The 18,817-nt window shown below is 41.2% G+C and carries 22 protein-coding genes and 1 pseudogene; 16 read left to right on the forward strand and 7 right to left on the reverse strand.

Translation table 11 applies throughout. The annotated features are described in order from the left end of the window. The first annotated feature begins 33 nt into the window (after positions 1-33). Both groES and groL read left to right on the forward strand, forming a co-directional pair. Positions 34-321 (forward strand): co-chaperone GroES, encoded by a 288-nt coding sequence (gene groES / locus HSISS3_RS00890; RefSeq protein ID WP_021151380.1) that lies wholly within the window; start codon positions 34-36, stop codon positions 319-321. A gap of 45 nt (positions 322-366) precedes the next feature. Next, positions 367-1,986, forward strand: coding sequence for a chaperonin GroEL (gene groL, locus HSISS3_RS00895; protein ID WP_021151381.1), 1,620 nt, complete (start codon positions 367-369; stop codon positions 1,984-1,986). Between the two features lie 74 nt (positions 1,987-2,060). Here groL and HSISS3_RS00900 read toward each other — a convergent pair whose 3' ends face one another. The 4 genes from HSISS3_RS00900 to HSISS3_RS00915 form a co-directional block, all read right to left on the reverse strand. After that, on the reverse strand, positions 2,061-2,996 hold the full coding sequence (locus HSISS3_RS00900; RefSeq protein ID WP_021151382.1) for a superinfection immunity protein: 936 nt from the start codon (positions 2,994-2,996) through the stop codon (positions 2,061-2,063). Between the two features lie 99 nt (positions 2,997-3,095). Continuing rightward, a complete protein-coding gene (locus tag HSISS3_RS00905) occupies positions 3,096-3,413 on the reverse strand; it encodes a DUF2752 domain-containing protein (RefSeq protein ID WP_042771687.1) in 318 nt (105 codons plus the stop codon). Beyond that, a complete protein-coding gene (locus HSISS3_RS00910) occupies positions 3,413-3,745 on the reverse strand; it encodes a TM2 domain-containing protein (protein WP_021144952.1) in 333 nt (110 codons plus the stop codon). The genes HSISS3_RS00905 and HSISS3_RS00910 overlap by 1 nt, the downstream gene beginning before the upstream one ends. 169 nt (positions 3,746-3,914) lie before the next feature. Further along, the gene (locus HSISS3_RS00915) at positions 3,915-4,787 is read right to left on the reverse strand and encodes an RluA family pseudouridine synthase (protein WP_021151383.1); all 873 of its coding nucleotides are present in this window, start codon (positions 4,785-4,787) and stop codon (positions 3,915-3,917) included. A 65-nt stretch (positions 4,788-4,852) separates the two neighbouring features. Between HSISS3_RS00915 and pbp2a the strand changes: the two genes are divergently transcribed. The 5 genes from pbp2a (at position 4,853) to HSISS3_RS00935 (ending at position 8,925) form a co-directional block, all read left to right on the forward strand. Continuing rightward, positions 4,853-7,180 (forward strand): penicillin-binding protein PBP2A, encoded by a 2,328-nt coding sequence (pbp2a, locus tag HSISS3_RS00920; RefSeq protein ID WP_021151384.1) that lies wholly within the window; start codon positions 4,853-4,855, stop codon positions 7,178-7,180. Between the two features lie 48 nt (positions 7,181-7,228). Continuing rightward, positions 7,229-7,381: a 50S ribosomal protein L33 gene (gene rpmG, locus HSISS3_RS11345; protein WP_002946904.1), complete on the forward strand. Its 153-nt coding sequence runs from the start codon at positions 7,229-7,231 to the stop codon at positions 7,379-7,381. A gap of 8 nt (positions 7,382-7,389) precedes the next feature. Further along, positions 7,390-7,566, forward strand: coding sequence for a preprotein translocase subunit SecE (gene secE / locus HSISS3_RS00925; RefSeq protein WP_008535768.1), 177 nt, complete (start codon positions 7,390-7,392; stop codon positions 7,564-7,566). Between the two features lie 203 nt (positions 7,567-7,769). Further along, a complete protein-coding gene (gene nusG / locus HSISS3_RS00930; protein WP_008535769.1) occupies positions 7,770-8,309 on the forward strand; it encodes a transcription termination/antitermination protein NusG in 540 nt (179 codons plus the stop codon). A gap of 127 nt (positions 8,310-8,436) precedes the next feature. Then, the gene (locus tag HSISS3_RS00935) at positions 8,437-8,925 is read left to right on the forward strand and encodes a phosphatase PAP2 family protein (RefSeq protein WP_042771689.1); all 489 of its coding nucleotides are present in this window, start codon (positions 8,437-8,439) and stop codon (positions 8,923-8,925) included. Positions 8,926-9,053: 128 nt separating this feature from the next. On the opposite strand, the gene HSISS3_RS00940 is transcribed toward HSISS3_RS00935, so the two are convergent. Both HSISS3_RS00940 and HSISS3_RS00945 read right to left on the reverse strand, forming a co-directional pair. After that, positions 9,054-9,863: a Cof-type HAD-IIB family hydrolase gene (locus HSISS3_RS00940; protein WP_021151386.1), complete on the reverse strand. Its 810-nt coding sequence runs from the start codon at positions 9,861-9,863 to the stop codon at positions 9,054-9,056. Beyond that, complete coding sequence (locus HSISS3_RS00945) at positions 9,856-10,623, reverse strand: DeoR/GlpR family DNA-binding transcription regulator (RefSeq protein ID WP_021151387.1); 768 nt, start codon at positions 10,621-10,623, stop codon at positions 9,856-9,858. The genes HSISS3_RS00940 and HSISS3_RS00945 overlap by 8 nt, the downstream gene beginning before the upstream one ends. 193 nt (positions 10,624-10,816) lie before the next feature. Between HSISS3_RS00945 and leuS the strand changes: the two are divergent. After that, positions 10,817-13,317, forward strand: a pseudogene (leuS, locus tag HSISS3_RS00950) (leucine--tRNA ligase). A 258-nt stretch (positions 13,318-13,575) separates the two neighbouring features. Next, on the forward strand, positions 13,576-13,989 hold the full coding sequence (locus HSISS3_RS00955; protein ID WP_008535774.1) for a YjdF family protein: 414 nt from the start codon (positions 13,576-13,578) through the stop codon (positions 13,987-13,989). 94 nt (positions 13,990-14,083) lie between these two features. Here HSISS3_RS00955 and HSISS3_RS00960 read toward each other — a convergent pair whose 3' ends face one another. Continuing rightward, positions 14,084-14,389, reverse strand: coding sequence for a YciI family protein (locus HSISS3_RS00960; protein WP_008535775.1), 306 nt, complete (start codon positions 14,387-14,389; stop codon positions 14,084-14,086). Between the two features lie 87 nt (positions 14,390-14,476). On the opposite strand from HSISS3_RS00960, the gene HSISS3_RS00965 reads away from it, so the two are divergent. The 7 genes from HSISS3_RS00965 to HSISS3_RS00995 form a co-directional block, all read left to right on the forward strand. Next, positions 14,477-14,794 carry a winged helix-turn-helix transcriptional regulator gene (locus tag HSISS3_RS00965; RefSeq protein WP_021151390.1) on the forward strand — a complete coding sequence of 106 codons (318 nt, stop codon included), beginning with the start codon at positions 14,477-14,479 and terminating at the stop codon, positions 14,792-14,794. 123 nt (positions 14,795-14,917) lie between these two features. Then, positions 14,918-15,784, forward strand: a complete 867-nt coding sequence (locus HSISS3_RS00970) for an ABC transporter ATP-binding protein (protein WP_008535780.1) — start codon at positions 14,918-14,920, stop codon at positions 15,782-15,784. Further along, entirely contained in the window at positions 15,784-16,626 is an 843-nt protein-coding gene (locus HSISS3_RS00975) for an ABC transporter permease (protein WP_008535781.1), read from the forward strand. Before HSISS3_RS00970 ends, HSISS3_RS00975 begins: the two co-directional genes overlap by 1 nt. An 18-nt stretch (positions 16,627-16,644) precedes the next feature. Beyond that, on the forward strand, positions 16,645-17,100 hold the full coding sequence (locus HSISS3_RS00980) for a LytTR family DNA-binding domain-containing protein (RefSeq protein WP_021151391.1): 456 nt from the start codon (positions 16,645-16,647) through the stop codon (positions 17,098-17,100). Between the two features lie 9 nt (positions 17,101-17,109). Then, positions 17,110-17,535: a DUF3021 domain-containing protein gene (locus tag HSISS3_RS00985; protein ID WP_008535783.1), complete on the forward strand. Its 426-nt coding sequence runs from the start codon at positions 17,110-17,112 to the stop codon at positions 17,533-17,535. A gap of 90 nt (positions 17,536-17,625) precedes the next feature. Further along, positions 17,626-18,336, forward strand: a complete 711-nt coding sequence (locus tag HSISS3_RS00990) for a MerR family transcriptional regulator (protein ID WP_021151392.1) — start codon at positions 17,626-17,628, stop codon at positions 18,334-18,336. A gap of 90 nt (positions 18,337-18,426) precedes the next feature. Continuing rightward, a partial coding sequence (locus HSISS3_RS00995) for a helix-turn-helix domain-containing protein (RefSeq protein ID WP_167546238.1) occupies positions 18,427-18,817 on the forward strand: 391 nt, incomplete at its 3' end.

Genomic DNA, 18,817 nt, shown 5'->3' on the forward strand with positions numbered 1-18,817 from the left:
ACTTATACGAAATAACATTTGGAGGTAATTGGTATGGCATTGAAACCATTGGGCGACCGCATCGTCGTCCGTTTTGAAGAAACAGAAGAAAAAACAGCCAGTGGCTTTGTATTGGCAGGAGCTAGTCATGAAGCTACAAAGACTGCAGAGGTTTTGGCAGTAGGTGAAGGCGTTCGTACGCTTACTGGTGAATTGATTACACCTAGTGTTGCAGCAGGCGAAAAAGTCCTTGTCGAAAATGGTGCAGGTGTCACTGTTAAAGACGGTGATGATTCCGTTTCTATTATTCGTGAAGCAGATATTTTAGCAGTCCTAGCCTAGGCATTTGCTAATCAGAATATAAACTAAGATAAAGAAGGAGTAACTATGGCAAAAGATATTAAATTTTCATCAGATGCACGCGCAGCAATGGTGCGTGGTGTTGATACTTTAGCTGATACAGTTAAGGTAACGCTTGGCCCTAAGGGTCGTAATGTTGTTTTGGAAAAGGCTTTTGGATCACCTCTTATCACTAATGATGGTGTGACAATCGCTAAAGAAATTGAACTTGAAGATCACTTTGAAAATATGGGGGCCAAACTCGTTAGCGAAGTGGCTTCAAAAACGAATGATATTGCCGGTGATGGAACAACCACAGCAACCGTTTTGACACAAGCTATTGTCCGTGAAGGGCTCAAAAACGTAACGGCTGGTGCTAATCCAATTGGTATCCGTCGTGGGATTGAAGCAGCTGTAGCTACAGCTGTGGAAGAGCTTAAAGCCATTGCCCAACCAGTTGCCAATAAGGAAGCTATTGCTCAAGTCGCAGCGGTTTCATCTCGCTCTGAAAAAGTTGGTGAATACATTTCAGAAGCTATGGAACGTGTTGGTAATGACGGAGTCATCACTATTGAAGAGTCTCGTGGTATGGAGACAGAACTGGAAGTGGTCGAAGGTATGCAATTTGACCGTGGTTATCTTTCTCAATACATGGTGACTGACAATGAAAAAATGGTAGCTGACCTTGATAATCCATTTATCCTTGTGACTGACAAGAAAATTTCAAATATCCAAGATGTTCTTCCACTCTTGGAAGAAGTGCTTAAGACAAGCCGTCCACTTTTGATTATTGCTGATGACGTGGATGGTGAAGCTCTTCCAACCCTTGTTCTTAACAAGATTCGTGGAACTTTCAATGTCGTAGCTGTTAAGGCTCCTGGCTTTGGTGACCGTCGTAAAGCGATGTTGGAAGACATTGCCGTTTTGACAGGAGCAACTGTCATCACAGAAGACCTTGGCCTTGAGCTTAAGGATGCGACTATGGCAGCGCTTGGTCAAGCATCAAAAGTAACTGTTGAAAAGGATAGCACAGTTATCGTTGAAGGGGCAGGAAGCCAAGAAGCTATTGCCAACCGTGTCAACCTTATCAAATCTCAATTGGAAACAACAACTTCTGAATTTGACCGTGAAAAACTTCAAGAACGTTTGGCTAAATTGTCAGGTGGGGTTGCTGTCGTTAAAGTTGGTGCAGCCACTGAAACAGCCCTCAAAGAAATGAAGCTTCGTATCGAAGATGCCCTTAATGCCACTCGTGCCGCTGTTGAAGAAGGTATCGTAGCTGGTGGTGGTACAGCTCTAGTCAATGTTATTGCTAAGGTAGCTGAACTTGACCTTGAAGGTGACGACGCTACAGGACGTAACATTGTTCTTCGTGCCTTGGAAGAACCAGTTCGTCAAATTGCTTTCAATGCTGGTTATGAAGGTTCAGTTATCATTGATAAATTGAAGAATAGTCCAGTTGGTACAGGCTTTAATGCTGCCAACGGTGAGTGGGTAGATATGGTTGAAGCAGGAATCATTGACCCAGTTAAGGTAACACGTTCTGCCCTTCAAAATGCCGCTTCTGTAGCTAGTCTTATCTTGACAACAGAAGCAGTCGTTGCTAATAAGCCTGAACCAGAGGCTCCAGCAGCGCCAGCTATGGATCCAGGTATGATGGGTTACTAAGATTTTAAGAAATAAACAATAAAAACCTAGAAGAGTTTTCACTTTTCTAGGTTTTTTGTGTCAACTAAGGAAATTTAGTTAGTGTTATTTGGATTTGAGTTAGGGCCAAACGAAGCATCTTGGAATTGTTGAGCCGTCCTTGCTTGTGTTTGGAAGGAATTATAGGTAGCAGTGTTTCCGAGTTCTCCCGTTATCTGCATCATCATTTGTTGCTGTTTAAGACGTTCTGCTTCCTTATTCATGTTGATGGAAACAATGAGTAAGATGATCCATCCAAGGAAAGTCCAGCTTAATAGTATTGAGAAAACAAAGATTAGCCATTTCTTATCTGTTTTGTTTAGAAGTGCTGGTAGGATGTCAATAATGATTGCTGGTAGCCCCACAACCAAAGTCCAAAATGCCAAACCCAAGCCCATACTAGACTCGTCTCCAACAACTCCAAGTATGAACATTCCAAGAGCCCAAAGGATAACAGGGATGGTAGCGATGGCTATCATGATGAGGTTTGTTGGGGATTTCTTTTCTGGCTTCTTCCAAGGCTGGTTGAGGGTGCTATTTGTTTGTTGGAAGCTTGCATTAGCTTGCTCTGCAAAGGAATTTAAAGACTTATTAGTAGTGCCCTGTATTGGATTTACTTGCGCTTGAAAGTTAGCTGTTGGAGCTTCTTGACCTAGGTTAGGAGTTTGGAAAGTTTGTCTTTCTTCAATACTAGAATCAACTAAGGGTTCTTCAGCGACATCATAGCTCTCAACGACAGGTTCAACACTTTCTGTGGCTTCTTTAGGGAGTGTCGTTTCTACTGTTTTTTCAGTTTTGGCTGGTTCGACAGGTGCCAAAGGTTCCTTGATTTCTACCGTTTCCTCAGCTTTTTTTACCTCAACAGGTTGTTCCTGTCTTTTAGAGCTTTCTCGGACAAATTCGCCTCTCTTGGCTGCGTCAGCCATCTCTTGGATACTTGGATTGCGTCCGTTAACTGCCTGGAAAAAATCAATCCAATCTTTTTGATTCATGTTTTTAACCTCCGTTTGAGTTGATTATAAAATTTGATAATTACAATTATAGCAATAGTGTTAATGATGTGCAATGGGAGTCATATAGGAATGGTTACTTTATTTGCCTGGCACTTTTGTATTGATGTTCTTATCGCTGAAAATAGGAAAAAGAAAGACATAGGCAAAGATATATATTACCAGAGGATAGATTAAGGGATTATAGTCCCAAGCTCCCTGCCAATCTAGGTGAAAAAGCCTAACACTAGCCCGTGTTAATCCGGCACTCCAACTTTTTATGCCAAAAGGTTTAAGGATAAGGCTGAGTGGTGTTGGAAGGTGTAGAAGATAAATTCCGTAGATAGCCACTAAAAGTAAGAGGTACAGTCTAAAAAAACGCTGGTGGTAAGCCCACAAGCGTGTGAAATAAATTTTCATTAGCCGATAAGAGAATAAAGTTTTTGAGCATTTGCTTGACGAGTAGCATCCATGATAAGGAACCAGTCAACGATTGTCCAGATACCACAGCCACCGACTGTCAATAGTTTACCAACACCTAATCCCACGTGTCCTAAGATAAAGCGGTCAATTCCAAGAGATCCACCGAAAAGTGAGATAACCAACATCATGGTTGGGTCTTGGAAACTAAGTGTATAGAGCAATTGGACTTGTGCCTCTGGAAGAGCCTCAATACGTTGGCGAATATATTGAACTTGTTCTGTTGGGAAATACTTGGCATTGATAGCTAACCATTGATCTGCTGGATTCATAATGAAATACTCCTCTAATTTATATGATATGTAAAGCTTAACATAATGTCTAGGGAGATTCAAGGTGGTCAAGGCTTTCGAAGTCAATAAAAGCAACTTATTTGCAAGCTTCCACTGTCCTATAAATAAGAATAATCTTTTCGCACCATGTCTGAGAATGAGCTTGCTTCTATGGTTTGTGATTTCTCAACCCTTGTTCAAAACTTTCTGATCTAGCCTGCACAGTGATTTTTTCGAGTGTTAAGGGATGGGTGAAACTAAGAGAGTGGGCGTGGAGCATGAGACGGGATGCATGTCGGTGGCTATATAGTGGATCTCCCAAGATAGCATGCCCATGATGGGCTAGATGAACACGAATTTGGTGGGTACGGCCAGTCTTCAACTGACAGTTGACCAGACTAGCACCATTGAATGTCTTGAGGCGCGTGACCGTCGTATAAGCACGCTGTCCTTTTCGAGGGTCCACCACACGTTTTCTGCGATCGTGGCGGTCACGACCAATCTTGTCTTTATAAACGGTTTCCTTAGTCTGAAACCTTCCTTCTGCCAAAGCCCAATATTGACGTTGGATGAGCTTATCTTCCAGGAGTCGGTTGAGGATTGGTAGAATAAAAGGATTTTTAGCAAAAAGAACAGCTCCGCTGGTCTCCATGTCTAGTCGATGAACAACATAACAGGTTTGATCACAGTAGGCTGCGACATGGTTAAGCAGGGCTATCTCTGTAGGCTCATTACCATGCGTCTTCATCCCCTCGGGTTTATTGACAACGATGAGATGCTGATCCTCATAGAGAGGCTCTACAAGACTGGCTTCCCCCATGAGAATAGTTTTATCAGGATAGTCCTCTGTGTCAAAGGTCAGGCTAATTTTATCGCCTTTTTCAACTGGACTTTGCCAATTAATGGTCTCTCCGTTGATGAGCACGTGTTTTTTAGTGCGTAGGAAATGACGAATTTTACGAGGAATAAGGAGTTTTGACTCAAGCAGGTCTTTGACCGTTGTTGCGGGATAGGGATTGATAATATCTACGTGTAAAGTCATGGTTTCATTATATCATGAACGCTTCAAAGAGGACAGAATCCCTTAAAACTTGGTATAATAAAGTTATGACATTTTTTGATAATCTAAAAAACAAACTTTTTAAAGAAGAAAATGGCAAAAGGGTTAAGAATGATCAATCTGTAGGAAAATCCAAGGATTTTCAAGACAAGATTAAGGGTCTTTTCACCAAGAAGCCTGATGAGGTCGAACAGGCTGTTGAAGACCTAGATATGTCTCGAGAAAATCAAGAAACCTCACGTTATCAACGTTCTAAGCAAAAGAAACCTATTGATACAAGCAAGCCACTGGGTAAGGTTCAGGCTTTCTTGAGCAAATTCACCCTTTCACCAAGAAATCCTATTCGTCGTTTCTGGCGTCGCTATCATATTGGCAAGATTCTCTTTATTTTAGTGGCTATACTGGTTCTGACTATAGGTTCCTACCTCTTTTACATTGCTAAGACAACCAATGTCTCAGATCTTCAAGATGCTCTGAAGGCAACTACGGTTATCTATGATAAAGACGGCAATCAAGCCGGTTCTTTGTCTGGACAAAAAGGAACCTATGTGGAGCTTGATGCCATTAGCGATAGCTTGGAAAATGCTGTTATCGCAACAGAAGACCGGACTTTCTACAAAAATAGTGGTGTCAATGTTCAACGTTTCCTCTTGGCGATTGTGTCTATGGGACACTTTGGTGGTGGTTCAACCATTACGCAACAATTGGCTAAGAATGCCTTTTTGACTCAAGAGCAGACAGTGACACGTAAGGCCAAGGAATTCTTCCTTTCTTTGGAATTAACCAAGAAGTATAGCAAAAAAGAAATCCTCACCATGTACCTTAATAATGCTTATTTTGGCAATGGGGTTTGGGGTGTTGAAGATGCCAGCCAAAAATACTTTGGTACGAGTGCTGCTAATCTAACCGTTGATGAGGCGGCTACCCTTGCTGGTATGCTTAAGGGACCTGAAATTTACAATCCCATTGACAATATCAAAAATGCGACCAACCGTCGAAACACAGTCCTTGCCAACATGGTTGATGACAAGAAGTTGAGCCAGGCTGACGCTGACAGTGCTGCTGGAGTAGATATGGCGAGTCGTTTGGATGATACCTATCAAGGAACTGGTGATGACTACAAGTATCCTTCTTACTTTGATGCCGTCATCGAAGAAGCCACTAAGACCTACGGCTTGAGTGAGGATGAGATTGTTAAGAACGGCTATAAAATCTATACAGAGATGGATGCCAATTCACAGGCTAATATGCAACAGACCTATGAAAATACCTATCTCTTCCCAACATCAGAAAGTGATGGTAGTACAGCTCAATCAGCCAGTGTGGCCCTCGATCCGTCGACTGGAGCAGTCCGTGGTTTAGTCGGTCGTGTAGGTGGTACCAGTGATGCAACCTTCCGTAACTTCAACTATGCCACTCAAGGGAAGCGTAGTCCTGGTTCGACCATCAAACCTTTGGTAGTCTATGCCCCGGCTCTTGCTTCGGGATGGAGTATTAACAAGGACCTTCCAAATAAACCGATTGACTACAACGGCTATACGCCAACCAACTACGGTGGTGTTGAGACAGAGGATGTGCCCATGTATCAAGCCTTGGCTAATTCGTACAATATCCCAGCAGTTTACCTCTTTAATCAAATCGGTATTCAAAAAGGAATTAGTTATGGTCAGAAATTTGGTCTTAACTTTGACAATGTCCCAGAAGAATTGGGAGTTGCCCTTGGTGGTGGTGTGACAGCTAGTCCTCTTCAAATGGCTCAGGCTTACGCGACCTTTGCCAACGGTGGTGAGATGAACACTGCTTATTTCATTACTAAAATTGAAAATGCCAGTGGAGATATCATCGCTACTCATAGTAAGAAGTCTAAACGTGTTATCAGCCAGTCAGTTGCCAATCAAATGACCAGCATGATGCTTGGAACCTATTCAAATGGTTCTGCTGTTAATGCCAATTATACAGGTTATACTATGGCAGGTAAGACAGGTACTGTTCAGGCAGAATTTAATAAAGATTTGACCAGTGACCAGTGGGTGATTGGTTATACGCCTGATGTGGTCATGACAACTTGGATTGGTTTTGACAAGACCGATGAGAGTCACTACCTGACAGGGGCTAGCTCAGGAACGGCTTCAACTATTTTCAGCTATATCGCTGCAGATGTTTTGCCAAATACACCAGGAACTGAGTTTACTGTTGAAAATGCTTATGCGGCTGATGGTCAAACCTTAGATTATACAGCAAATCCAAACGATTCACGTAATAGCAATAATAAGTCATGGACAGACAAGGCTTCTGACGTTGTGAATGATGTCAAAGACCAGGCAAGTAGCCTATGGGATAAGATCTCAGACTCCTTCTCAGGTCTATTCAGATAGCTTGTCAATTAAGTTTAAAAGTGGTAAGATAAAAAGAACGGAGGCGTTATGGCACAAAAAAAAGCAAGCCTAGCGTGTGCAGATTGTGGGAACCGAAACTACTCGATTAGTGTTAGTAGCACTCCCAAACCAACACGACTAGAAGTGAACAAGTTTTGTAAAAATTGTAAAAAATATACCTTGCATAAAGAAACAAGATAGGAGACACCGTGAGACAAACTGGAAGTATTTTCAAAGTCTTGAAAGACACGACTTGGCCAGATCGCAAACAACGCTGGCACGATTTTATTTCAGTTCTTGAGTATACTGCGTTCTTCACAGTCATCATCTATGCGTTTGATGTATTGTTGAGTCGCGCTATGTCAGCACTGATTAACTTTTTCTAAAGAAAACATAAAAAGAGTAGGAATGCCTGCTCTTTTTTGTTATAATAAGTGCAGATAAAAGCGAAAACAAAGGCCACGAGGCTTTTTTATTAGGCTTTGAATGAAAACAGATACTCCACGTGCATTTACCACTCAGATGGCTATCTCATCCAGATTCCTCTGAGTCTAAGTGCCATTTTAGTAAAAAAGAAAGGAATCCTAAAATGTTAGATTCATTCGATAAGGGCTGGTTCGTCCTTCAAACGTATTCAGGATACGAAAACAAAGTTAAAGAAAACCTTTTGCAACGTGCTCAGACTTACAACATGCTTGAAAATATCTTGCGCGTTGAAATCCCTACTCAAACTGTCAATGTTGAGAAAAATGGTAAGGTTAAAGAAGTGGAAGAAAACCGCTTCCCAGGATACGTTCTTGTTGAGATGGTAATGACAGACGAAGCATGGTTCGTTGTTCGTAACACTCCAAACGTTACTGGTTTCGTTGGTTCTCACGGTAACCGTTCTAAACCTACTCCACTCTTGGAAGAAGAAATTCGTCAAATCTTGATTTCAATGGGTCAAACTGTTGATGTCTTTGATACTAATATCAAGGTTGGTGATGTGGTTCAAATCATTGATGGTGCCTTTATGGGTCAAGAAGGCCGTGTTGTGGAAATTGACAATAACAAGGTTAAAATCATGATTAACATGTTTGGTTCTGAAACAGCAGCCGAACTTGAACTTTACCAAATCGCTGAACTTTAAGATAGACAAAAAGAGGTCAAAATAAGAGATTTCAACCTCGGAAGACTATCTCATTAAACATGAGGGAGAGACTAGAAGCTAGATTTTTTAAATTTAGTTCTGTGTCACTCCCTTTTTCTAACGGATGATGATGAATTATAAACGATTTTACGATAGGATTAGCGGTCCATTGCGTCCTTATACTAGTATTTTAGAGAGGCTTAATAAGGTTATAACTAGGACTTTTTACCTACTTTTTCCTATATTTCTTAGTTTGGTTTGGTTGAGGAATGGCTGGTTTGTTCTTTTTACGACAGTGCTTATTATGGGAGGAGGCTTCTTTCTCCTTTCTCTTGGTCGTAGGCTCTATAATCGCCCACGCCCTTATCAGACTTGGGATATTCAGCCCCTTATTAAGAAGGACAGTCTTGGCAAATCTTTTCCCAGTCGGCATGTTTTCTCAGCGACTGTCATTGCTATGTTGGCACTGATGATTAACCCCTGGCTAGGTGGGACTATGCTTTTTTTGGCAGCAATTCTGGCTATCTTGCGTGTGCTAGGTGGCGTTCATTATCCTAGTGATGTTTTGGCAGGCTATGTCATTGGAATTCTTGTAGGTCTCCTTCTTTACCTTTAGAAAATTTTGGTCTTCTTCGATAGAGGAAGGCTTTTTTCCTTGAAAAACAAAAGGCCCCTTAGGGTACCTTTCCTTCTGTTCTAAAATCGAGTTGGCAATTAAAAGTTGTTTCCACCATTGAATAGTATTTAGTTTAGGACGTGCTCTGTAATGGCTTGAGCGACACCATGATCATCGTTTGAAGCCGTTACTAAGTTTGCAGTTTCCTTGACCCCTTCAGGTGCATTGCCCATAGCAATTCCTAGTCCAGCCAGAGCCAGCATAGGGCTATCGTTGAAGTTATCACCAATAGTCATAACCTGTTCAAGCGGGATGCCATAATATTTGGCAACCTCAAGGAGAGCATGCTCTTTAGAAACGTGTTTGGCTGTGACTTCAAGGTAGTTATCTTTGGATAAGTAGAAGGCTGTCTGTGGAAAATCCATGCTTAGGAGTTTTTGGTGGAGGTTCTGGATAACTTCAGGCTTATCAATCAACAATAGCTTGTGGACAGGTGGTTCAGAGTCTGAGACAGTTTCTTGTAGTTCCTTAAGAATAGGAGATTCACCTGTGATACCTGCTTCCAGCTGAGACCATTTGTCTAGTTGGTTGGTAATCCAATCCTTGCCAGAGTAGATATTCACAGATACACTCGGGTAGTCTGTAGATAAGTAGCTAAGAAGTTCTTGGATTTCAGTTTTATCCACAGGATGTTCGATGATAGTACGATTACCCTCAAGTACTAAGGCGCCGTTGTAGCAGGCGATAGGATTTTCATGAAGTCCCAGTTTATGAGCGATTGGTTGCATCCCTAGTGGAGAACGGGCAGAAGCTAAAACAAAGGGAATCTTTGCCTTTTCAAGCTCTGGCATGACCTCAATCAGTTGCTTATCTACCTGGTGGTGACTGGTGAGAATAGTGCCATCAATGTCACTGATAATCAAACGAATACTACTCATAATTGCTTTCCTTCCCGTCGTATAAAATTGTTACCTTGTCTTTAAGAGCTTCGACTAAATCAGGCTCAGGTTTCTTATCTGTAATCCAGTAGTCGAAGTCTTCAATCTTGCCCAATATATATTTGGAATGTTTTTCATACTTGTCTACTTCAGCAATAAGTATCTTGGTTCTGGCAGCCTGCATGGCTAGTTGTTTGACAGCAACGTCCTCTTCATCTTCATAGCTAACCACTCCTTGACTGAGACTAGCCGCTCCAAAGAAAGCTAAGTCAAATCGTAGATGTTGCAAGAGCTGGGCTTCGTGAAGCGAATAGTAGAAGCGGTTTTTACTGTAAAATCTTCCTCCCAAGAGATGGAAGTCAACGCCTTCTTTGCCACTTAGTACCAAGGCGTTGTCCAAAGAGTGGGAGTAGACGGTAACGCTTTTATCTAGCTTTTGAGAAACCTCAAGCATCAAGGTAGAGACATCAAAGAAGAGGAGAGACTGGTCTTTGACAAAACTAAGTGCTAGGTCTGCCATTTTTTTCTTGTCTTCTGTTAGTCCTTTCTGACGTTCTTGGAAGCCAAGAACAGTGGTATTTTTAACTGGCAGAATGCCACCATGGGTACGTTGAGCCAGATTCCTCTGGCTGAGACAGTCGAAATCTCTTCTGACGGTATCTTTGGAAACACCTAATGCGTCAACCATTTCCTTGACGGATAGATTTCCTCGCTCGTCTAAGAGATCCAAAATTTTCTCAAATCGTTGTTCCTGATACATGAGTCACCTTCTTTCTGATTCTAGTATAGCATCTTTTTGCTTTTTTATAACATAAAGTAGCAAAAAAACTTAAAAAGAACGAAAAAAGCGCAAAACCTACTAGGGTGAATTTGCCTCTTAAAGTTCCCTTATCATCTTTAAAAATCCCTCAAAAATGCTATAATAGAAGCATTACGAATATTGGAGAGAAACCATGAGTTTTTACAATCATAAAGAAATCGAGCCTAAGTGGCAAAAATACTGGGCTGACAATCACACTTTTAAGACAGGAACAGATGCCTCAAAACCTAAGTTTTATGCGCTTGACATGTTTCCTTACCCATCTGGAGCGGGTCTTCACGTAGGACACCCAGAAGGTTATACAGCAACTGATATCCTCAGCCGTTTCAAACGTGCACAAGGCTACAACGTCCTTCACCCAATGGGCTGGGATGCCTTTGGTTTGCCTGCTGAGCAATACGCTATGGATACAGGGAATGACCCAGCAGAATTCACAGCAGAGAATATTGCCAACTTCAAACGCCAAATCAATGCGCTTGGCTTCTCTTACGACTGGGATCGTGAAGTCAACACAACAGATCCAAACTACTACAAATGGACGCAATGGATTTTCACCAAACTTTACGAAAAAGGCTTGGCTTATGAAGCTAAAGTGCCAGTAAACTGGGTTGAAGAATTGGGTACAGCCATCGCCAACGAAGAAGTCCTTCCTGATGGAACGTCTGAGCGTGGAGGCTATCCAGTTGTCCGCAAACCAATGCGCCAATGGATGCTCAAAATCACTGCCTACGCAGAACGTTTGCTTAATGACTTGGATGACCTTGACTGGCCAGAGTCTATCAAGGACATGCAACGCAACTGGATTGGTAAATCAACCGGTGCCAATGTCACTTTCAAAGTAAAAGGGACTGATAAGGAATTTACAGTCTTTACGACACGTCCAGATACTCTTTTTGGTGCAACTTTCACTGTCTTGGCTCCTGAGCATGACTTGGTAGATGCTATCACAACACCTGAACAAGCTGAGGCTGTAGCTGACTACAAACACCAAGCCAGCCTTAAATCAGACTTGGCTCGTACCGACCTTGCCAAGGAAAAACAGGGGTTTGGACTGGTGCTTATGCCGTAAACCCTGTCAATGGTAAAGAAATCCCAATCTGGATTGCCGACTACGTTCTTGCTAGCTACGGAACAGGTGCCGTTATGGCCGTACCTGCCCACGATGAGCGTGACTGGGAATTTGCTAAACAGTTTGGCCTTCCAATCGTAGAAGTGCTTGAAGGTGGCAACGTTGAAGAGGCTGCTTACACAGAAGATGGCCTTCACGTCAACTCTGACTTCTTGAACGGTCTCAACAAAGAAGAAGCGATTGCTAAAATCGTGGCTTGGTTGGAAGAAAAAGGTTTCGGTCAAGAAAAAATCACTTACCGTCTTCGTGACTGGCTCTTTAGCCGTCAACGGTACTGGGGTGAACCAATCCCTATCATTCATTGGGAAGATGGAACTTCAACAGCCGTTCCAGAAAGTGAATTGCCACTTGTCTTGCCAGTCACCAAGGACATCCGCCCTTCAGGTACTGGTGAAAGCCCATTGGCTAACTTGACCGACTGGCTGGAAGTGACTCGCGAAGATGGTGTCAAAGGTCGTCGTGAAACCAACACCATGCCACAATGGGCTGGTTCAAGTTGGTACTACCTTCGCTATATCGACCCACATAACACAGAAAAATTGGCTGATGAGGACCTCCTCAAACAATGGTTGCCAGTAGATATCTATGTGGGTGGTGCAGAACACGCCGTTCTCCACTTGCTTTACGCTCGTTTCTGGCACAAGTTCCTCTATGACCTCGGTGTCGTTCCTACTAAAGAACCATTCCAAAAACTCTTTAACCAAGGAATGATTTTAGGAACTAGCTACCGTGACCACCGTGGTGCTCTTGTGGCAACTGACAAGGTTGAAAAACGTGACGGTTCCTTCTTCCACATGGAAACAGGAGAAGAGTTGGAGCAAGCACCAGCCAAGATGTCTAAATCCCTCAAGAATGTTGTTAACCCAGACGATGTGGTGGAACAATATGGTGCGGATACCCTTCGTGTCTATGAAATGTTCATGGGACCACTCGATGCTTCTATCGCTTGGTCTGAAGAAGGCTTGGAAGGAAGTCGTAAATTCCTCGACCGTGTTTACCGTTTGATTACAAGTAAGGAAATCGTTGCGGAAAACAATGGTGCTCTGGACAAGGTTTACAACGAAACCGTTAAATCTGTCACTGAGCAAATCGAGTCCATGAAATTCAACACAGCCATTGCCCAACTCATGGTCTTTGTCAATGCTGCTAACAAGGAAGACAAACTCTATGTGGATTACGCCAAAGGCTTCGTCCAATTGATTGCCCCATTTGCCCCTCACTTGGCAGAAGAACTCTGGCAAACAGTAGCAGAAACAGGTGAGTCAATCTCTTACGTAGCTTGGCCAACATGGGACGAAAGCAAATTGATTGAAGATGAAATCGAAATCGTCGTCCAAATCAAAGGTAAAGTCCGTGCTAAACTCATGGTTGCTAAAGACCTATCACGCGAAGAGTTGCAAGAAGTAGCTCTTGCTGATGAAAAAGTCAAAGCAGAGATCGATGGCAAGGAAATTGTTAAGGTGATTGCGGTACCTAATAAACTCGTTAATATTGTTGTAAAATAACCAATTTATTTGCTCATTTGCAACCTCAAACAGTTTCCCAAACAGTTTGATCCAACTAAACTTGTTAACATCGTTGTTAAATAAAAATGAATCCTTCAGAGCTAAGCTCTGGAGGATTTTTTGTATCGCTATATGCTATAATAGTCCCAACTAAGATAAAAACACAGTTCTGGTTGGTAGTCCAGACGTAGGCAAGCCTATCAGTAACCTTCCTCCTTGGTTGTCCATTCTTAGGGATAGATTTAAGGAGGTGCTGTCGTGGAAATAATTTCAATTGGATTGACAGTTTATTTTGAAGATGGATTTTGGCATGGTTTGTTCGAACAAGTGTATCTAGAAACTTATCAAGTTTGTCGTGTGACATTTGGTCAGGAGCCAAAAGATGATGAATTTCTAGAGATCTTACAGACTCAGTTTACTCAATTATCTTTTAGTCCAGAAGCTATAGTTAAGCAACATGTAAAAATCAAGAATCCTAAACGATTACAGCGAATGGTGAAGAAACAAGTAAATCAGAAAGTTTCTTCCAAGTCGAAAGAACTATTGCAGTTGCAGTATGAGGAAAGGAAAAAGATTTCAAAACATCAATCTAGTGTCCAAAAGCAATTGCTCAAACAAGAGAAATTTGAACGCAAACAGCAAAAACGAAGGGAGAAGCATAAAGGACATTAATGTGTTTCTCTTTATAGAAACAGCTCTTTTCTAAGTAGAAAGGAGCTATTTTTATTAGTATTGAAGAATGGATTTCAACTGTTTTCTAATCTAGTTACTTGTCGTCAAAAGATTTACTGATGATAGTCTCAAATTCCGGACAATACTTACTTACCTCAAATTCAATGATATCATACTGGGCAATCTCATTTTGATAGAATGGATCCTGCATAATGATTTCTTGAACTGTTTCCTTGTTTTTAGCTCTCATGAGAATGATACCGCCGGTCCTTGGATTTTTCCTTCCAGATGCGATAAAATGACCTTTTGTATAATACTGATTTAAAAAATCTATGTGTTTTTCTAAGAATTTTTCAACTTTATCAAGGGGCTTGATATAGGTAAGATTTACAATAAACATAAGTGACTCCTTTAAAATAAATGATAAATAGATTATAATACTTTACAAACTACCTGAATAGTAGGCACATTTTTGTAAGGAGAAAAAATGTTAACAAATAAAAATTGGAACTGTAGTATGTCTCGAGTCTTAGATGTGGTTGGTGGGAAATGGAGGATGAATATATTATGGGTTATAAACAAGCATAAGAAAGTTCGTTTCAATCAATTGAGAAGAGAAGTTGAAGGGATTACAACGATCAGTTTGACACGTGGACTAGATGTTTTAATAGAGAACCAATTGATTGAGAAATATGATTTTGAAACGATACCACTCCATACAGAATATGAGCTGACAGAAAAAGGCAAGTCACTAATGCCGATTTTAAGGGACTTGAATCAATGGGGTAAAGAATGGCTGCAATAAATTTGTCCTCATTTTTATCTCTCCCATCTCACCACTTGGACTCTCATTTTGACCACTTATCCCAAAAGGCCGTTTTTTAAACGGCTTTTTTGCTAGACTGGTTCTATCAAAAGGAGAGAGAACATGATATTACAAGCTAAAAACATAAGCAAACGTTACGGAAATCATCTTGCCGTGGATAATATTCACTTACAATTTAAAAGAGGGACGTTCAATGCGATTCTAGGTCCGAACGGGGCCGGCAAATCGACGACAATTTCCATGTTGATTGGTTTGAAGCAACCAACGCAAGGCGAAATTATCTATGAACCCGGTACTAAAATTGGAGTGGTCTTCCAAACCAGTGTTTTAGATGAGATGCTGACGGTTAGGGAAAATCTGATTATTCGTGCTAAACAGTATAAAGGTCTTAAACCTAATCGTGTGTCAGATCTCATTGATCAATTAGGTCTATCAGCCTTCCAAAAACAAAAATACGGGACGCTTTCAGGTGGCCAAAAGCGTCGGGTTGACATTGCGCGTGCACTTCTCTCACAACCAGATATTTTATTCTTGGATGAGCCAACAACGGGTTTGGATATCCAAACTCGAAAGTCTATTTGGGATTTGCTCTATCAATTGCAGAGGGAAGAGGGGATGACCGTTGTACTGACCACGCATTATCTTGATGAAGCAGATGAAGCTGATCAGATTTATATTGTGGACCATGGAAAAGTGATTGCTCAAGGATCGGCATTAGATATTAAGAGTCAGTATGCAAAAAACATCTTGAAGATTCGCTTCAAGGAGAGACAGCAGATAGAAAGTCTCAAATCTTTGGGAATGTCAGTAGAGCAACAAAGTCAATTGGAGTATGTTCTTCAACCCGAGAGTGAAAGGGAAGCCATTGATTACCTGGCGCAAGTTAGAGATAAAATAGCCCATTTTGAGTTTCGTCCAGGGACCATGGATGATGCCTTTATTGCACTTACAGGAAGGGAGGTTCGCTAATGCTAGCCTTACTAAAGCGGAATTTTTTATTGTATTTTAGGAATCTTTCAGGGGTTTTCTTCTCCCTGTTGGGAGCCTTGATTTCCTTTATTCTCTATATTATTTTTCTTCAAAAGAATCTAACAGATGCCTGGGCTCAGCTTCCCAATAGTGGTCCTTTGTTAAATAATTGGCTGATGAGTGGGACGCTGGCTGTGACAGGGATTACGACAAGTCTGGCTGCCCTGACTCAGTTAGTAAAGGACCGTGAACATCAAGTAGATCAGGATCTTTATTTATCGGATCAAGGAAAGTGGCGGTTAGCATTTTCGTATCAAACGAGTGCAATCATCATTTCTTTTTCCATGCAGATCCTTATGTATGTGCTGATGTGTGGCTATTTTAGAGAAGTTCCAACCTTATCTCTATTACCTGAAGTGCTCCTCATTATGCTCCTTAGTAGCCTACTTTCTAGCTTAGTGAATGCCATTTTTGTTCACTTTTTCCAATCAGTAGATAGTCTTGGAAAGTTTGCGACCATAGTGGGTACAGCTTCCGGTTTTTTGGTAGGGACTTATGTACCTTTGGGCGTTCTACCTAATTTTGCTCAACTACTAATGAAATCTACCCCAGCAACTTATATTGCTGCACTTTATCGGCAAGTCCTCATGAATGAAACATTAAGTGAGACCTTTAAAGGTCAAGATGATCTTCGCCAAGAGTTCCAAGAGAAAATGGGTGTTCAACTCAAGTGGCAAGAGTTGTTGACAAAGGAAAATACTTACTTTATAGTGTTAGGAGGTATTCTTCTAGTAGGCATTCTTTGGGCTGTTTTAGTGAAAAAGTCTAGTAAGAAAAAATAAGTGAGAGTTGGAATAGGAATGAAACTTCGTTTTGAAGAAAAATCAGATATTTCGACAAAGGACCCCTGTGTGGTTATCCAAGCAGAGCGATTGTCTGATCAAGCACGAGAGGTAATGGATTACCTCGAACAATTTTCAGTTGTAAATCAAGTGGTGATTCCTATTAAAACGGATGATCATTTGGTTATGGTAAAAATTGATGACATTATCCTAGCTGAAATTGATAAGAATGTGTTAACGATTTATACAATAGACAAAACCTATACGATGAAAGAGACACTGACAAACTTTCAGCATCGCATCAATCGTCGAAGTTTTTTACAGATATCACGTCATGCTGTTATGAATATAGACCATTTGGAATCCCTATCGGATAGTTTTTCTGGCAATATGATGGCAAAAATGACAGGTGGTGTTAAGTCTAGTGTCAGCCGAAAATATGTCAAATCCTTGATGGATTATTTAGGGGTCTAGGAGGAACCTATGAAACGTTTTATTGCTTATTTTGTATCCGGCGTGAGAACGGGATCGTTCTTCTATCTTACCCTCCTTTTACTAGGTCAATTATTTCCCCAGATTATCTATCCAAAAGTTAGTATGGGAAATATTTTAGCCCTCTTTATGATGAGTGGCTTAATGGGGATGCTCTCGTGGATTTTGGAAGACCTTGACCGTATGTCCTACAGACTTAGAGTAATCTTGCATTTCTTGTTGACGGCGATTGTACTGATAGGGACTTGTCTAATAGCGGGTTGGATTGATGCTGTGCTGAATCCTATCCTATGGATTGTCTTCATTTCCGTTTATATTATTATCTGGCTTTACCTCATTTGGCAAATGCATATGAGAACCCAACGTATTAACCAAGCCTTATTACATCGTCGAAGCCAGAAAAAGAAAGAAAAGTAAGAAATTGTACGAACTTCAAAAAAAGACTCTTTTGCCCCTTGACCCTCACGCGACGTCATAGCCTATACTCTTAATCAGAGAGGAGTTCTAATGAAATCTGTAAAAGAAGTGAGCCAACTATCAGGTGTCAGTGTGCGCACCCTTCATTATTATGACGAAATTGATTTGCTGAAACCGTCAGTTGTGGCTGAGAATGGTTACCGTTACTATAATCGCGATGCGGTTGTCCGTTTGCAAGAAATCTTGCTTTACCGTGAGTTAGACTTTCCTCTCAAAAAAATTAAGGAAATCGTAGGTCAAGCAGGCTATGATAAAGTCCAAGCGCTTAAGGATCAAATCAAGCTTTTAGAGCTGAAAAAGTCCCGTTTAGAAGCCGTCATAGCTCATGCTAAGGCCTTACAAATGGAGGAAGAAGAAATGTCATTTGAAGCATTTGATCAAAAAGCTGTGGAAGCATTTCAGGAAGAAGCTCAGGCTAGATGGGGTCAGACAGAAGCTTATCAAGCTTTTGCGGCTAAGGGGGAAGAGTCCTTCCCTGAAGTTACCAAAGAGATGACTGCAATCATGTCTACCTTTGGACAGCTCAAGGAGTCTAATCCTAATGACAATAGTGTTCAGGAGCAAGTAAAGGTGCTACAAGATTATATTAGTCAGCATTTTTATCCATGTGACCAAACGGTATTAGCTGGTCTAGGTCAGATGTACCAAACAGATAATCGCTTTTCTAGCTTTATCGATAAAGTCGGAGGACCAGGTACTGCAGTCTTCCTTGCAGAAGCCATTCGTATTTATTGTCAATAAACTAAAGCCAAAGCCAAAGTCTGATATAGTCCTACTTAAGTAGACAGTAAAAATACATAAAGTACTGTTTACGAAAGTAGGATTTTTATTATGTCTAGAAAAAGTAAGGTTTCTTTTGAAGGCAAGCTGAGGGCTGTTACCTGGTATCTTGAAGGTAAAGCCTCCTGTTCTCAACTAGCTCGTCAGTTTGGGGTCAATCCTTGTACTATTAAAGACTGGGCTACAGCCTATCAATATCAAGGGCACGAGGGGCTAAAGTCTCTAAAGCATAACCAAAATTATTCTACAGAGTTTAAGCTAAAATGCATTGAAGCCTATTTAACAGGAGAAGGTTCCCTTCAAGAATTAGCTAGAAAATTTGGGCTAAGAAGTCATGAACAAATCAGACAATGGGTTTTCAGGTATAATAGTCATAAAGAACTAAAGGATTACAATCCTATTCCGGAGGTTTATCATATGACTAGCAGAAAAACAACGAAAG

Origin of the sequence: Streptococcus sp. HSISS3, from assembly GCF_000448605.1 — a bacterium.
Taxonomy (GTDB): Bacteria; Bacillota; Bacilli; order Lactobacillales; family Streptococcaceae; genus Streptococcus; species Streptococcus raffinosi.

Coding starts and splice junctions, on each gene's coding strand:
- groES (WP_021151380.1), top strand. CDS start 34: ATGGCATTGAAACCATTGGGCGACCGCATCGTCGTCCGTTTTGAAGAA.
- groL (WP_021151381.1), top strand. CDS start 367: ATGGCAAAAGATATTAAATTTTCATCAGATGCACGCGCAGCAATGGTG.
- HSISS3_RS00900 (WP_021151382.1), bottom strand. CDS start 2,996: ATGAATCAAAAAGATTGGATTGATTTTTTCCAGGCAGTTAACGGACGC.
- HSISS3_RS00905 (WP_042771687.1), bottom strand. CDS start 3,413: ATGAAAATTTATTTCACACGCTTGTGGGCTTACCACCAGCGTTTTTTT.
- HSISS3_RS00910 (WP_021144952.1), bottom strand. CDS start 3,745: ATGAATCCAGCAGATCAATGGTTAGCTATCAATGCCAAGTATTTCCCA.
- HSISS3_RS00915 (WP_021151383.1), bottom strand. CDS start 4,787: ATGACTTTACACGTAGATATTATCAATCCCTATCCCGCAACAACGGTC.
- pbp2a (WP_021151384.1), top strand. CDS start 4,853: ATGACATTTTTTGATAATCTAAAAAACAAACTTTTTAAAGAAGAAAAT.
- rpmG (WP_002946904.1), top strand. CDS start 7,229: ATGGCACAAAAAAAAGCAAGCCTAGCGTGTGCAGATTGTGGGAACCGA.
- nusG (WP_008535769.1), top strand. CDS start 7,770: ATGTTAGATTCATTCGATAAGGGCTGGTTCGTCCTTCAAACGTATTCA.
- HSISS3_RS00935 (WP_042771689.1), top strand. CDS start 8,437: ATGATGAATTATAAACGATTTTACGATAGGATTAGCGGTCCATTGCGT.
- HSISS3_RS00940 (WP_021151386.1), bottom strand. CDS start 9,863: ATGAGTAGTATTCGTTTGATTATCAGTGACATTGATGGCACTATTCTC.
- HSISS3_RS00945 (WP_021151387.1), bottom strand. CDS start 10,623: ATGTATCAGGAACAACGATTTGAGAAAATTTTGGATCTCTTAGACGAG.
- HSISS3_RS00960 (WP_008535775.1), bottom strand. CDS start 14,389: ATGTTTATTGTAAATCTTACCTATATCAAGCCCCTTGATAAAGTTGAA.
- HSISS3_RS00965 (WP_021151390.1), top strand. CDS start 14,477: ATGTTAACAAATAAAAATTGGAACTGTAGTATGTCTCGAGTCTTAGAT.
- HSISS3_RS00970 (WP_008535780.1), top strand. CDS start 14,918: ATGATATTACAAGCTAAAAACATAAGCAAACGTTACGGAAATCATCTT.
- HSISS3_RS00975 (WP_008535781.1), top strand. CDS start 15,784: ATGCTAGCCTTACTAAAGCGGAATTTTTTATTGTATTTTAGGAATCTT.
- HSISS3_RS00980 (WP_021151391.1), top strand. CDS start 16,645: ATGAAACTTCGTTTTGAAGAAAAATCAGATATTTCGACAAAGGACCCC.
- HSISS3_RS00985 (WP_008535783.1), top strand. CDS start 17,110: ATGAAACGTTTTATTGCTTATTTTGTATCCGGCGTGAGAACGGGATCG.
- HSISS3_RS00990 (WP_021151392.1), top strand. CDS start 17,626: ATGAAATCTGTAAAAGAAGTGAGCCAACTATCAGGTGTCAGTGTGCGC.